The sequence below is a fragment of the Polaribacter tangerinus genome, assembly GCF_038024095.1.
GTDB lineage: Bacteria > Bacteroidota > Bacteroidia > Flavobacteriales > Flavobacteriaceae > Polaribacter > Polaribacter tangerinus.
The window spans coordinates 183,959-198,166 of record NZ_CP150668.1 but is presented as its reverse complement, the minus strand read 5'-3'; the positions used below and the strand labels follow the sequence as shown (position 1 = coordinate 198,166).

14 protein-coding genes are annotated in these 14,208 nt (G+C 30.0%); 10 read left to right on the top strand and 4 right to left on the bottom strand.

Features of this window, described 5'->3' with window-relative positions:
* Positions 1 to 33 precede the first annotated feature (33 nt).
* Positions 34 to 2,484 carry a TonB-dependent receptor gene (locus WHD54_RS00875; protein WP_088322786.1) on the bottom strand — a complete coding sequence of 817 codons (2,451 nt, stop codon included), beginning with the start codon at positions 2,482 to 2,484 and terminating at the stop codon, positions 34 to 36.
* A 118-nt stretch (positions 2,485 to 2,602) separates the two neighbouring features.
* Positions 2,603 to 4,306, bottom strand: coding sequence for a M23 family metallopeptidase (locus tag WHD54_RS00870; RefSeq protein WP_088322785.1), 1,704 nt, complete (start codon positions 4,304 to 4,306; stop codon positions 2,603 to 2,605).
* A 145-nt stretch (positions 4,307 to 4,451) separates the two neighbouring features.
* Here WHD54_RS00870 and WHD54_RS00865 point away from each other — a divergent pair, with 145 nt between their 5' ends.
* The 3 genes from WHD54_RS00865 (at position 4,452) to rny (ending at position 6,867) form a co-directional block, all read left to right on the top strand.
* Entirely contained in the window at positions 4,452 to 4,742 is a 291-nt protein-coding gene (locus WHD54_RS00865; RefSeq protein ID WP_088322784.1) for a hypothetical protein, read from the top strand.
* Between the two features lie 11 nt (positions 4,743 to 4,753).
* Positions 4,754 to 5,047, top strand: a complete 294-nt coding sequence (locus WHD54_RS00860) for a cell division protein ZapA (RefSeq protein ID WP_394364871.1) — start codon at positions 4,754 to 4,756, stop codon at positions 5,045 to 5,047.
* A gap of 254 nt (positions 5,048 to 5,301) precedes the next feature.
* The gene (gene rny, locus WHD54_RS00855; protein WP_088322782.1) at positions 5,302 to 6,867 is read left to right on the top strand and encodes a ribonuclease Y; all 1,566 of its coding nucleotides are present in this window, start codon (positions 5,302 to 5,304) and stop codon (positions 6,865 to 6,867) included.
* A gap of 76 nt (positions 6,868 to 6,943) precedes the next feature.
* Here the strand turns inward: rny and xerD are convergent, their stop codons facing one another.
* Positions 6,944 to 7,846, bottom strand: coding sequence for a site-specific tyrosine recombinase XerD (gene xerD / locus WHD54_RS00850; protein ID WP_088322781.1), 903 nt, complete (start codon positions 7,844 to 7,846; stop codon positions 6,944 to 6,946).
* Between the two features lie 41 nt (positions 7,847 to 7,887).
* Here xerD and aroQ point away from each other — a divergent pair, with 41 nt between their 5' ends.
* Positions 7,888 to 8,301 carry a type II 3-dehydroquinate dehydratase gene (gene aroQ / locus WHD54_RS00845; RefSeq protein WP_088323337.1) on the top strand — a complete coding sequence of 138 codons (414 nt, stop codon included), beginning with the start codon at positions 7,888 to 7,890 and terminating at the stop codon, positions 8,299 to 8,301.
* On the opposite strand, the gene WHD54_RS00840 is transcribed toward aroQ, so the two are convergent.
* Positions 8,298 to 8,777 carry a GNAT family N-acetyltransferase gene (locus WHD54_RS00840; protein WP_088322780.1) on the bottom strand — a complete coding sequence of 160 codons (480 nt, stop codon included), beginning with the start codon at positions 8,775 to 8,777 and terminating at the stop codon, positions 8,298 to 8,300. The two genes, aroQ and WHD54_RS00840, sit on opposite strands and share 4 nt — an antisense overlap.
* A 228-nt stretch (positions 8,778 to 9,005) precedes the next feature.
* On the opposite strand from WHD54_RS00840, the gene WHD54_RS00835 reads away from it, so the two are divergent.
* The 6 genes from WHD54_RS00835 to WHD54_RS00810 are packed head-to-tail and all read left to right on the top strand — an operon-like array spanning position 9,006 to position 14,192.
* Complete coding sequence (locus WHD54_RS00835; RefSeq protein WP_088322779.1) at positions 9,006 to 9,863, top strand: ABC transporter permease; 858 nt, start codon at positions 9,006 to 9,008, stop codon at positions 9,861 to 9,863.
* Between the two features lie 2 nt (positions 9,864 to 9,865).
* Positions 9,866 to 11,053 carry an ABC transporter ATP-binding protein gene (locus WHD54_RS00830; protein WP_422894406.1) on the top strand — a complete coding sequence of 396 codons (1,188 nt, stop codon included), beginning with the start codon at positions 9,866 to 9,868 and terminating at the stop codon, positions 11,051 to 11,053.
* Positions 11,054 to 11,055: 2 nt separating this feature from the next.
* Positions 11,056 to 11,805, top strand: coding sequence for a methyltransferase domain-containing protein (locus WHD54_RS00825; protein ID WP_088322778.1), 750 nt, complete (start codon positions 11,056 to 11,058; stop codon positions 11,803 to 11,805).
* 45 nt (positions 11,806 to 11,850) lie between these two features.
* Complete coding sequence (locus WHD54_RS00820; protein ID WP_088322777.1) at positions 11,851 to 12,531, top strand: glycosyltransferase; 681 nt, start codon at positions 11,851 to 11,853, stop codon at positions 12,529 to 12,531.
* Between the two features lie 42 nt (positions 12,532 to 12,573).
* The gene (locus WHD54_RS00815) at positions 12,574 to 13,002 is read left to right on the top strand and encodes a glycosyltransferase (RefSeq protein WP_158211794.1); all 429 of its coding nucleotides are present in this window, start codon (positions 12,574 to 12,576) and stop codon (positions 13,000 to 13,002) included.
* A complete protein-coding gene (locus WHD54_RS00810) occupies positions 12,999 to 14,192 on the top strand; it encodes a glycosyltransferase (RefSeq protein ID WP_088322775.1) in 1,194 nt (397 codons plus the stop codon). The genes WHD54_RS00815 and WHD54_RS00810 overlap by 4 nt, the downstream gene beginning before the upstream one ends.
* Positions 14,193 to 14,208: the final 16 nt, after the last annotated feature.

Below are 14,208 nucleotides of genomic sequence, written 5' to 3'. Positions count from 1 at the left end.
ACTCGCTTTTTTTTGTAAAACAATTAATAAGCGTTATATTTTAATACTAAATTTAAAATTAAGCACTCTACCTGTCATAAAATTGGGTATACCGTATTGGTTTTTAGAATACACATCTCTAACCCAAGTATTGGTAATTGCATTTTGAATATCGAACATATTAAATAATTCTAATCCAGCAGTAAGCTCTTTAAAGTTAGAAAGCCACCCTGTTTTGTACTGTTTTTTTGCATCAGTAAATACATAAGAAACTCCTAAATCGGCTCTTTTATAATCTCTCAATCTTTGTTGGTATTCATAAACATCTGAATATGCAGGAGCACCACCCGGAACTCCAGAATTGTAAACTAAATTAAGATATGCTTTTAAATTGGGCAAATTTGGCACATAATCTTGAAACAAGATTCCAAATTTTATACGTTGGTCAGAAGGTCTAGAAATATTTCCTCGATTATTTATATTTTCTTCTGTTTTAAGATAACCAAGACTTACCCAACTTTCGCTTCCTGGAACAAACTCTCCATTCAAACGAATGTCTAAACCATACGCATAAGCAGTGGTAACATTGTCGGCTCTATATCTAATTCTAACATTGTCTACAGCATAAGCATTAATATCGTACATGTCTTTGTAATAAAGCTCTGTTGTTAATTTAAAAGGTCTTTTCCATAAGTTAAAGCTATAATCCATCCCTAAAACATAGTGAGTAGATTTTTGAGCTTTTACGTCCGTATTAATTTTACCATTAAAGTTTTTCATTTCCCTGTAAGTTGGTGGTTGCGCATAAAATCCGCCAGAAAAACGAAAAAGCATGTCTTTTTTCCAATTTGGTTTTATAGCAAATTGAGCTCTAGGGCTTACAATAACTTGATTTTTTCCTTGTTTATTTGCATCTCTTGTATTCCAATAATGCGCTCTAACACCAATATTATACCAAATTTCGTGCTCTTTCCAATAGGTGCGCTTGTTAAATTGTGTAAAACCACTCAATCTGTTTATAGTAACATTGTTGTCTTCTCTAATATTTTGAAAAGGAATAATTGGACCAGTAAATGGTACATAGGGTTGTTGGTTGTTAAGCGTATTAGGAGGTCTGATTGCAAAGCCCAAAGAGTCTATAACTTCCCATTCACGAATACGTTCTTTAATATTTTCGTTTTGATATTTAACACCAAAATTCCATTGTTGTTGGTTATTGTTTTTGTAAGTTCCCCTTACTTGTACTGTGTTTATTAGGGCATCTAAATCGTTCCTGGCATGATTAATTTGAGAACCTATTCCTTCAGAAAAATTAACTTCTCCAAAATTTTCAGAACCAATTGTAGTATCTACTTCTCCTAAGTTGTAAGATGCAGCTATATCAAAATATTCTTCTTCTTGTGTGTTGTAGCTAGAAATAGTTGTGGTTAAAGAAAGTTTTTCATTTATTTTATAATCTGCCGATAAGGCATTAAATAAGGTAAAATAGTTTGTTTCTTCTTTTCCATCATAAAAAACAGTAAGTTCTAACGGATCTGCTACAGTTCCGAAACGAGTTTTTCGAGAAATAGGTGTGTAATTATAATTGTTTACAGAAAAATTACTTAAGTAACTAACCGAAAGTTTATTAGAAATTTGATAAGTTACTAAAGACTGTAAATCGGTAAAACGAGGTCTAAAATTTGTTTCAATTTGTTTGCTATTAACAAAAAGGCTATTATCTCTATACCGAAAACTAGAAATTACTTGTAATTTATTGTTTAAAAACGGACTCTCAAATGTTAAACTACCGCCAAGTAAACTTACCTCAGAGGAAATAGTTTTTTCTAATGGCTTTTTATAAGTGATGTCTAAAACAGAAGAAAGCTTGTCGCCATATTTTGCTTGAAAACCACCTGCAGAAAAGTTGATATTTTGCACCATATTAGGATTTATAAAGCTCAATCCTTCTTGCTGTCCAGAGCGAACAAGAAAAGGTCGGTACACTTCAATACCATTAACATATACTAGGTTTTCATCAAAATTTCCGCCTCTTACATTGTACTGTGTGCTAAGTTCGTTGTTGTTATTTACGCCAGGCAATGTCATTAATATGTTTTCTACTCCTGCATTGGCGCCAATAATATTTTTTGCCTTTGTAGCATCTATTTTTATTGTTCCTTGTGCTGCATTTGTATTATTTTTAACTACAATTTCCTCTAATTTTTCAGTTTTTAAAACAAGTGTAGGAGAGTAGCGAATACTGTTTCTGTTTTTAGCATATATTACTTTATAGAAAGTTTTGTATGATATATGGCTAAATTTTATAGTTACTTCTTCTTTTACGGGAATTCTGAGCGTATAGTTTCCGTTATTATCAGTAACCGTTCCTGTATTGCCAAATTCAACAGAAACATTTTCTATGGGAATTCTATTATTATTTTTTACATTACCCTTTATAAGCGTAGTTTTTTGTGCAAAAATTGCTAATGGTAAAAAAATAAAAAGTTTTAAAATGTATTTCATTGTTTTTGGTGATGGTATTTCACTCTATATAATAATCTTTACAAACATAGTTAAAAGCGAATCAAATACGATACTAATGTTATAGTTTGCTATATTATTTTCAGTAAAAATGATATCGTTATTTTGATTGTTTTTTAAAGAACGTTTTTGTGGCTGTTGTAGTATTCCCTACATTGTCTGAAACAGAAATTTTAAATTCATGTTTGCTACCAATTAATTTTTTATCATTAAAATTGTAAGTCAATATTCCTTTTTTATGGTTGTATTCCATCAATATCCATACCCCATCTAAAGTAGCATTCCAATTTTTTATTCCAGAACCAATGTCACTTATTTTTACCTTTAGAGTATTAAATTTACTAATCCACTGGTTGTTTTTAAAATACATTATTTTTACTTTAGGATTATGATTATCAGATAGTAATTCGTAATTACCTAAAGTTTTGGTTGTAGTAAAAAAAGTGGTGTCTTTTTTTCGTGTTAGTTCATATTTTGGATATTTCTTATTGGTTGTATTGGCAATGTAAAGTTGCTTTTTTTCTGCCTCAGAATAATTAGAAACATTAAAGGTTAGGGTAAATTTTTTGTCTAACGGAACAGTTGGTGTGTGAACTTGTGCAACACCGTCTAAAACATCAAAATCTAAGTAAATATCTTCATAAAACGTATTCTTAGGAAACGCAATTGTTACGTTATTTAGAGTGAATTTGTGAAATTTATTAGCAGTAATTTTATAATTTGTAGTAGTTTTTGGTTCTTTAAATATAGTGTTTGATACTTTTCCGAACACAGGAATTTTTAAACTACTGGTATTGCCTTTAAAGTCTTTAACAAGAAAAGTTATTGTATAATTTAAATTCTCCTTTATATTGATTTTACCATCATTAATTAATCCTTTATAAATTGATAGTTTGTTAGCCGGAACTTTAAATGTTCTTTGAATTCTACTTCTGTATTTCTTGTAGTATTCGTAATCTATTAATAAGTTTAGGTATTTGCTTTCTGCGAAAGAAAAAGTCGTTACATCGTGGTAGTAATAACGAGTACCATTTACAAGCATTTCTATGCTAAAAACGCCGTTTTTGTTGGGAGCAAAATTTAACCTATCAAACGTATTAATTCCAAAACCGATGGTGCCGCTTGCTGTAATTTTATCTGCAATATAAGTACCTTTTCCAATATTTTTAATAGCCAACTTATGGGCATTAAATTGATTGTTTATTCTTGCATCTGAGCTTATTGGATATACATGAAGAGAATTTATCACTGGCAATCTATCATCTTTTGGAAGAATACCAAACAGCATAGGGTTGATAATGTTTTCGGTTTTAGTATCTCTAATTTCAAAGTGTAAATGCGGTCCACCAGAACCACCAGTATCACCAGAAAAAGCTATTACATCTCCTTTTTTAATGATAAATTTATTTTTTTTCGGATAGATATTTCCTGTTTGATATGCTTTTTTTTTGTATTGTATGGCTTTTACATAGCGTTCAATTTCTGAAGAAAACTTGCTTAAATGCCCATAAACAGAGGTGTAACCATTTGGGTGAGTAACATATATGGCTTTTCCGTAACCGTATTGTTGCACCTTAATTCTAGACACATACCCACTAGCACTAGCCAACACTTTTAGGCCTTCTTTTCCTTGTGTTTTTATATCAATTCCCGAATGAAAATGGTTACTTCTCAGTTCTCCAAAAGTTCCGGAAAGTACAATTGGTATATCAAGAGGAGGCATAAAGTAATCTTTCGGATATTTTTTTTGACCAAAAAAGTTATTCGTAAAAAGTAGTATGAGAAGGTAAATGAAATGTTTCAAAAGATATTTTTTTTGGTAAAAATACTAAAAAAGCATTATTTGTTAAGTCGTTTATTTCTAGAACCTTATTAAAAAATGAACAAAATGTTTTAATATATGAAACAGAATGTTAACTTTGTAGATATAGTTTATAGGCTATTTTTATATGAGTAACGCATTAGAAGTAATTCATTTATTGGAAGATAAGCTTCAAAACTTACTTTCTAACTATGAATTTTTAAAGAAAGAAAATGAAATTTTGCTTCAAAACAACACTGTTCTTCAAAAAAAAATAGTGTTGCAACAGCAAATTTTAGTTGATCAGAAAAAAAACTATGATGTGCTTAAAGTAGCAAAAACTATAGATGGCAGTAATTCAGATAAACGAGATACAAAACTCAAAATAAATACATTAATCAGAGAAATTGATAAATGTATTGATCAGTTACAAGAATAAAGTTCTTTAAAATGATGGATAATTTAAAAATTAATATAGTTATTGCTGGTAGAAACTATCCTTTAAGTGTTCGAAACACAAAAGAAGAAGAAGGAATGCGAAAAGCAGCATTAGCAATTAATAATTTAATATCTAAATACGAACAAAACTATGCAGTAAGCGATAAACAAGACGTTTTAGCCATGTGTGCATTGCAATTTGCTTCTAAACTAGAAATAGCCTCATTACAAAAAGAAACAGATAGTACTGAAACAATAAATAAATTAAAAGAATTGACTAATATGGTTGATTCTCATTTAAAATAAGTTCTTTAAAATACATTAACAACACACTGCCTACGTTAGTAATTTGTTTGATAAACTCAACACTAATCTATTATGAAGGATGAGTCTTAGTTGCTAAAACATGCCGCAGACATTATGCAAATAATGTCAAACGGATTTTTGATCAGCTAGTTAGTCCTATAAGTAACCATAATGGAGTTTATAAAAACCAACTAATGTAGGCTTTTTTTATACCCGCTATTTTAAGTAGCAGGTTACATCTTTAAATATAAATTATGGAAGGAATGTTACTTCCCATTATTGTGGGAATCATAGGTATTGCAATAGGGTTTTTTATTGCAAAAACAATAGAGAAATCTAAAGGGAAAAAATTATTAAACTCTACGAGAAAAGAGGCTGCTGCTATTTTGAAAGAAGCAAAGTTAGACGCAGAATCAATAAAAAAGGAAAAGATATTACAAGCTAAAGAAAAGTTTATAGAACTAAAGTCTGAGCACGAAAAAGTAATTCTCTCCAGAGAGAAAAAAATATCTGATGTAGAAAAAAGAATAAGAGACCGAGAGTCTCAAGTGGCATCTGAAGTCGATAAAAATAAAAAGTTAAATAAGGCTCTGGCTCAGAAAGAAGATGATTTTAACCACAAACTAAACTTTTTAGAAAAAAAGGAAGAAGAGCTAGAAAAAATGCACAAACGTCATGTAGATATGCTTGAGCAAATTTCTGGATTATCTGCAGATGAAGCCAAAAAAGAATTGATATCTTCTTTAAAAGATGAGGCGAAAACCGAAGCTATGGCTTTTATCCAAACCTCTGTAGAAGAAGCTAAATTAACTGCAGAGCAAGAAGCTAGAAAAGTTGTTTTAGGAACTATACAAAGAGTTGGAGTAGAACAAGCTGTAGAAAATTGTGTATCTGTATTCAATTTAGAGTCAGACGATGTAAAAGGAAGAATTATCGGTAGAGAAGGAAGAAATATTAGAGCTATAGAGGCTGCAACAGGTGTAGAAATTATTGTAGATGATACGCCAGATGCAATTATTTTATCTTGCTTCGATCCTATTCGAAGAGAAATTGCTCGCTTATCTCTTCATAAATTAGTTACAGATGGAAGAATTCATCCAGCTAGAATTGAGGAAGTAGTTGGAAAAACCGAAAAACAAATCAATCAAGAAATTATAGAAGTTGGTAAAAGAACCGTAATAGATTTAGGTATTCATGGTTTACATCCAGAGTTAATTAAAGCAGTAGGAAGAATGAAATATCGTTCATCTTATGGTCAAAATTTATTACAACACTCTAGAGAAGTAGCTAATCTATGTGGAATTATGGCTGCAGAAATGGGCTTGAACTCTAAAGTTGCAAAACGTGCAGGTTTATTGCATGATATAGGAAAAGTGCCAGATGCAGAAAGCGAGTTGCCACACGCTTTATTAGGAATGCAATGGGCAGAGAAATATGGCGAAAAGCCAGATGTTTGTAACGCAATTGGTGCTCACCATGATGAAATAGAAATGAAAAGTTTAATTTCTCCAATTGTGCAAGTTTGTGATGCTATTTCAGGTGCTAGGCCAGGGGCAAGAAGACAAGTTTTAGACTCATATATTCAGCGATTAAAAGATCTAGAAGATATCGCGTTTGGTTTTACCGGAGTTCAAAAAGCATATGCTATTCAGGCAGGTAGAGAGCTTAGAGTAATGGTAGAAAGCACAAAAGTTAACGATACAAAAGCTTCTGAATTATCTTTTAGTATTTCTCAAAAAATACAAAACGATATGACGTATCCTGGTCAAGTAAAAGTTACAGTTATTAGAGAAACTAGAGCTGTAAATGTTGCAAAGTAATACTACTAGTATATAAGAATTAAAATCTCACTTTATAGTGAGATTTTTTTTTATTGTAAATTTTAAATTCGTTCTTTTAACTATTTCTTCTGGGATGATAGTTGTCTACTATTTCTCTTAAAAAAGAAGTATTAACATGAACATATATTTCTGTAGTAGTAATACTTTCGTGGCCAAGCATCTGTTGAATTGCTCTTAAATCTGCACCGTTTTCTAAAAGATGAGTCGCAAAAGAATGACGTAATGTATGTGGACTAATTTTTTTATGTAAATTTATTTTTAGAGCCAACTCTTTTAATATCAAAAAGACCATCTGACGCGTAAGTGCATTACCACGCCTATTAAGAAACAGCGTATCTTCATAGTTTTTACCAGGTTTAATATGCGCTCTAATATGTTGTATATAATTTAAAATATACTTTTGGGCGTTTTTATGTATTGGTATGTATCTTTCTTTATCTCCTTTACCGAGTACACGAATAAAACCTTCTTCAAAAAACAAATCAGATATTTTTAGAGAAATTGCCTCGCTAACTCGCAATCCGCAACTGTAAATTGTTTCAATAATTGTTCTGTTTCTTTCTCCTTGCGGATGTGACAAATCGATGGCTGAAATTAAATTATCAATTTCGTGTTGAGTTAAGGTGTCAGGAAGTTTTCTACCTATTTTAGGAATTTCTAATAAATCTGTAGGATTGTCTTTTCTATAATCTTCAAACACTAAATAATCAAAAAAACTACGCAAACCAGAGATAATTCTTGCCTGACTTTTTGTACTTACTTTTTTTGCATTATCATAACTAAATTCTTTTATTTCGTTAGCAGTTATATCTAGTGGAGAAATCGACATTTGATGATGTTCTAGATAGTTGGTTAGTTTTTGTAAGTCTCTAGAGTATCCGTCAATAGTGTTTTTAGAAAGCCCTCTTTCTATTTTTAAGTATAACTGAAAATCTTTAATTGCATGCTGCCATTTCATTTGCTAAAAATAATGTATATATTTACACTTTAATAATTTTTATGAAACTAATCATCATAAACGGTCCTAATTTAAACCTTTTAGGTAAAAGAGAGCCTTCTATTTATGGATCTCAAAATTTTGAAGACTATTTTATTCAATTACAAGAAAAATTTAAAGGCGTTTCATTGTCCTATTACCAGTCTAATATAGAGGGTGAAATTATAGACAAGCTACATGAAGTAGGTTTTAGTTATGATGGTGTTATTTTAAATGCAGCAGCATACACGCACACTTCCGTAGGTATTGGAGATGCCGTAAAAGCTATAGAAACACCTGTGGTAGAGGTGCACATTTCTAATATTCATACAAGAGAAAATTTTAGACACCAAAGTTTTATTTCTTCTAATGCAGAAGGAGTTTTATTTGGTTTTGGTTTAAAAGGATACGATTTAGCCATACAAAGTTTTCTTTAAACTGAAGCTTGTAACTCTAACATCATTTTTATATCTGCTCTTTCATAATGTACATCTTTTTCTAGTGGAAGTTCTGTAAACCCCATTTTTTGATATAATTTTATAGCGGCAATTAATTTTCTATTACTGTATAATGTTATTGATTTCCAGTGCTGCTTTTTTGCAAAATCAATACAATAAGTTATCAGTTTTTCACCAATTTTAAAACCTCTATATTTTGGCGATATTGCCATTTTACTCAGTTCATAGTATGAGTTCTGATTTATAAAAGCAGCTGTTCCAATTATTTCATTTTCTTTTTTAACAAAAAAAATAAAACCACCTTTATCTATAATATAAGTCTCGGGATTTCTCAAAACCATTTCGTCGTAGGTTTCTATATAAAAATGAGTATCGAGCCATTCGGCATTTAAGTTATAAAATGCTTGTTTGTGCTTCGATTCAAAAGGAATAATTTCTATTGCTGATGTGTTCAAAATATGGTAATTACATTAAAAATTTAGGATTGTAAAATTACTGAAAACAAAGTTTTATATAATTTAAAATTAGATATTTTTAATATAAATATTGCTTATTCACTTTTTTGTAAAGGTGAAAAAAAGAGTAGATGTGTTTGCTTGACTGATTAAAAAATCGTTTTGTCGAATCATAGATTCATTTCTGTTAAAATAATTTATATTTGTACAAACCCTATTGATATATTTATGCAAAAAGAGAAATGGCTTTTTGAAATTTCACCAAATAACAATTTATTTAAACTCAATTTTAAAGAAGTTTGGCACTATAGAGATTTACTATTTTTATTTGTAAAAAGAGATGTGGTAACTTTATATAAGCAAACAATTTTAGGACCTCTTTGGTACATTATTCAACCATTGCTTACTTCTGTAATATTTACTTTAATTTTTAATGATATTGCAGGTATTTCAACCGGAACCATCAATCCTTTTTTATTTAACTTGGCGGGCATTACCGCTTGGAATTATTTTAAAGACTGTTTAACCCAAACTTCAGATACTTTTAAAAAAAATGAGGCTATCTTCGGAAAAGTATATTTTCCAAGGGTGATAATGCCAATGTCTATAATTGTTTCTAACTTAATAAAGTTTGGTATTCAGCTTCTTATTTTAATCGCTTTTTACTTTTATTTTGTGGCAAACGGAATGAGTTTTCAACTTTCGATTACGCTTTTATTATTACCAATATTAATTATTTCTATGGGGTTATTGGGGTTGGGATTAGGTATGATAATTTCTTCTTTAGTTACAAAATATAGAGATTTAACTTTTTTAGTAGCATTTGGTGTTCAACTGCTTATGTATTTGTCTGCAGTCGTATATCCGTTAGATGTAATTAAAGGAAAAGTTCCTTCATATGCGGTTACTTTTATAGAATTTAATCCGATGACAACAGTAATCGAAAACTTTAGAAATATTGTCTTTGGAACAAATACCATTCTTTTACAAGATATTTTGTATATGATTTCTATGGCATTTCTCTTTTTTATTGTCGGGTTAATTATTTTTAATAAAACAGAAAAAAGCTTTATAGATACTATATAATGATGCAGGAAGAGGTAATATTAAAAATAGAAAACGTTTCTAAGCAGTATCGTTTAGGCACCATAGGCACAGGAACAATAAGCCATGATTTAAATCGCTTTTTTGCAAAAATTAGAGGAAAAGAAGATCCATATTTAAAAATTGGTGAAGCCAACGATAAATCGTCACAAGGGAATTCAGCTTATGTTTGGGCTTTAAAAGACATAAATTTTGATGTAAGAAGAGGAGAAGTATTAGGAATTATTGGTAAAAATGGTTCTGGAAAATCTACTCTACTAAAAATACTATCTAAAGTAACAGGACCAACAACAGGAACTATAAAATCGAAAGGAAGAATTGCTTCATTATTAGAAGTTGGTACAGGATTTCATCCTGAAATGACCGGGAAAGAAAACATTTTTTTAAATGGAGCAATTTTAGGAATGACAAAAAAAGAAATTACCACAAAGTTAGATGAAATTGTTTCTTTTTCTGGTTGTGAAAGGTATATCGATACGCCAGTAAAAAGATATTCTAGCGGAATGAAAGTTAGATTAGCCTTTGCAGTAGCAGCACATTTAGAACCAGATATTTTAGTAGTAGACGAAGTTTTAGCAGTGGGTGATGCAGAGTTTCAGAAAAAGGCCATTGGTAAAATGCAAGATATTTCTACAACAGACGGACGAACTGTTTTATTTGTTAGTCATGATATGGGTTCTATAAAAGAATTGTGTAAAAAAACAATATTATTAAATAATGGTACTATTTCTATGATTGGACCAACTATTGATGTTGTTCAAGCATATTTTTCTCAAAATGTAACAAAGCCTCATAAAGAGGTAGATATCAACTTTATTTCGGATGTAAAAAATTGGAGAGTTAACGATTTTTTTTCTTTTGAAGTTTATTGGAGTAGAGCAAAAGAATTTACAGATTGGGAGGTAGAAATAGGCTTTTATACTACAGAAGGTATTAGACTATTTGGAGTTGAAAGTAAAGGAAAGAAATTAAAAGAAAAAGTAAAAATAGACATTCAAAATCCTGGATTCGAAAACCGAGATTTTAGGATAGATATAGGAATTAGAAAGAGTAGTAACGAGCCTTACACAATCCTTTTAACAAATTGTTTTGTGTTAAATTCGGTAAATCTCTTTGATAGATATATTGAATCGAAAAATAATATATTGTTACCAAAGGTAAAAATAACCTAAATATGATGAATAAAAATTTTGCAGAAAAAACATATTGGGAAACAATTTATAAAGGATATAAATTCAAACTTTTACCAACATCGAATACTATCCATAAATGGGTGCATCAATTTTTTACTAAATTGCCAGAAGGTGATATTAAAGATTGTTTTGAATTAGGCGTTTTTCCAGGAACTTATTTATCTACTTTTGGGTACTTAGGATATAGATTAAATGGTGTAGATCAGGTAGATTTAGTAACAACACATTTGCCAGAATGGTTAAAAAGTGAAAATTTTTTGGTAGGTGATTTTTATAAAAAAGATATATTTAAATGGCAGCACACTAAGCAGTATGATGTAGTGGCATCTTTTGGTTTTATAGAACATTTTAAAGATTACAAAAGTGTTATCAAGCTTCAATCTAATTTAGTAAAAAAAGGAGGATATATTGTTTTAGAAACTCCCAATTTTAAAGGATTTATTCAGTATTTCTTAAGAACTTTATTGGATAAGAAAAATTTGAAAAGGCATTATGTTCCGTCTATGAATCTAGTAGAATGGGAAAAATTACTTTTAGATTTAGGCTATGAAATAGTAGATAGTTCTTATTTAGGAGGATACGAATTTTGGGTAGAAGACCAAAAAAGAAATATATTGCAAAAAGGATTACTAAAGGTGCTAAAAAAACTTGATATTCACTTAAAAAAAGTATTGAATACGAGTAACAAACACTATTCGCCATTTATGGGAATAATTGCAAAGAAAAAATAAGAATATTCATCAAACTTTCACTGAACTAACCAGTAAGTCTAAATCATGAAAATCCTTTTTGTTTGTCAACAATACATTCATTCAGCACGATGGATTCATCAGCTAAAAGATACTGAACATCAAATTTATGTTTTCGATTGTTTAGACAATCCTATTCATAAATATTTACTTTGGACAAACTTTACAACAGACTGGCAAAAAAGAAAGATACCTTATATAAAAGGGGAACATTTTATAGCGAAGAAATTACCAAGAATATATGAGTTTATTTCTCCGTTTTTAAAAGTTACAGCATCTGAAAGGTTAGAAAAATTAATAAAAGAAATAAAACCCGACTTGGTGCATTCTTTAGAAATGCTCACACAGAGTTATCCTTTACTTAAAGTGCATGCCAAATTAAATTTTTTATGGGCTTACTCTTCATGGGGAAGTGATATGTTTCTTTATCACCAAAATAAAAATCATCAATTGAAAATAAAAAGAGTGCTTTCGAGAGTAAGCTTTTTCTTTTCAGACAATTCTAGAGACTATTCACTTGCCAAGCAGTTGGGATATAAGAATGAGTGCTTTGAAGTATTACCTGGTGGTGGTGGTTATCATCTTGATACATATCAATCTTATAAAAAACCTCAATTATCAAGAAATTTAATTTTGATAAAAGGGTATCAGCATTGGGTTGGTAGGGCTTTAAAAGTTTTAGAAGCCTTAGCACTTATTAATTCTTAGCTTCAAAATTATCCTATTTATGTATATTCTGCACATGAAGTAGTGGTAGATAAAATACAAGAATTAAAACAAAAATATCAGTTAAATATTCAGTACAGTAATCGGCAAAATGAGCTTTCTCATGAAGAAATACTTAAAAAGTTTGGTGCAGCTAAATTGGCAGTAGGAAATAGTATTTCAGACGGAGTTCCGAATACCTTGTTAGAAGCAATTATTTTAGGTGCATTTCCAATTCAGTCAAACCCTGGAGGTGCTTCAGAGGATTATATAGAAAACGGTAAAAACGGAATTTTAATTGAAAATTCAGAAGATGAAAATGAAATAGCAAATCATATTAAATTGGCATTAAACTCACCAGAATTACTAATAAATGCATATGCTATAAACTCAAAAAAAGCCAAAAAATTAGCATATGAAAAAGTGCAACGTAAAGTACTAGATATTTATAAAAAGATAGCTGACGAAAAATGAAAAAAGTACTATTTATTGTAAACCAAGGTTTAATTTCTTTGAACGCAAACGGAGGAGCATCGGTATACTATTCACATTTAGAACTGCTATATTTAGCGGGTTATAAAGTGCATTTATTAGCTGTGCAATGGTCTGATAAAGATACTTTTAAAAAGAGTGATTATATAGAGATTCATAAATATGTATCTACCATAGACACCTATATAATTGAAAGTAAAGCGCCAAAAAAAAGTTTAAAGAGAGCTTATCACGCAATATTTAGTCCAGAAAAATTCGAATATTATTTTCTAAATAAAAAGAATAAAAAATTTTTACAAGAATATACCAAAATACATGCTATTGATTTAATTTTTGCCGATTGGCGTTGGGCAGCTATTTGGACTGGTTTTTCAAAAGTTTCAGTACCAGTAGTATATGGTCATCATGATTGGGAATATAAATTAGCAAGGCTCAGAACAAAAAGAACATTTTTACAAAAATTTCACACCTTTCAGAAAAAAAGGGTGGAGTTTGCATTGGTAAAAAAAGTAGCAGGAGTTATTTCTGGTTCTAAGACAGAAACTGAAGAAGTAGAGAAGATAAGTAGAAAGAAAGCGCTGTACCTACCAACAACCTATGCAAATGTTAAAAGTAATCTTAAGCCTTTAAAGCAACCCAATATTGTTCATTTAGGAGGCATGGGAACTACTGCAAATAGATTAGGTTTAGAACGTTTTTTAGATGTTTGTTGGCCAAAAATACATCAAGATAATCCGCATATAAATTTAATTATTATTGGCAGCTTAAAAGAAGCATCACCAGTTCTACTAAAAAAAATTGGTGCTAATAATATAATTTGTAAAGGCTTTGTTTTCGATTTAAGCGAAGTTTTGCATCCCAACGATATTCATATTATACCTTGGGAATATAATACAGGTACTAGAACAAGAATTCCTGTGGTATTTAATCATTCTCAAGCTTTAGTAGCTACCAAAGCTTCGGTAGCTGCATTTCCAGAAATTCTGCACAAACAAAATGCTATTTTATGTGATAATTTAGAGTCTATGATAGCTGAAATTACTGCTTTGATTACTAATTACAAGCAGCGAGAGTTTTTAAGTAATAATGGAAAAAAAACTTTTTTGGCTTCCTTTACAAGTATTCATCAAACAGAAAAAATGAAAAAATATCTAGATTCGTTATTCCTATAATAAATCTTATTTTTGT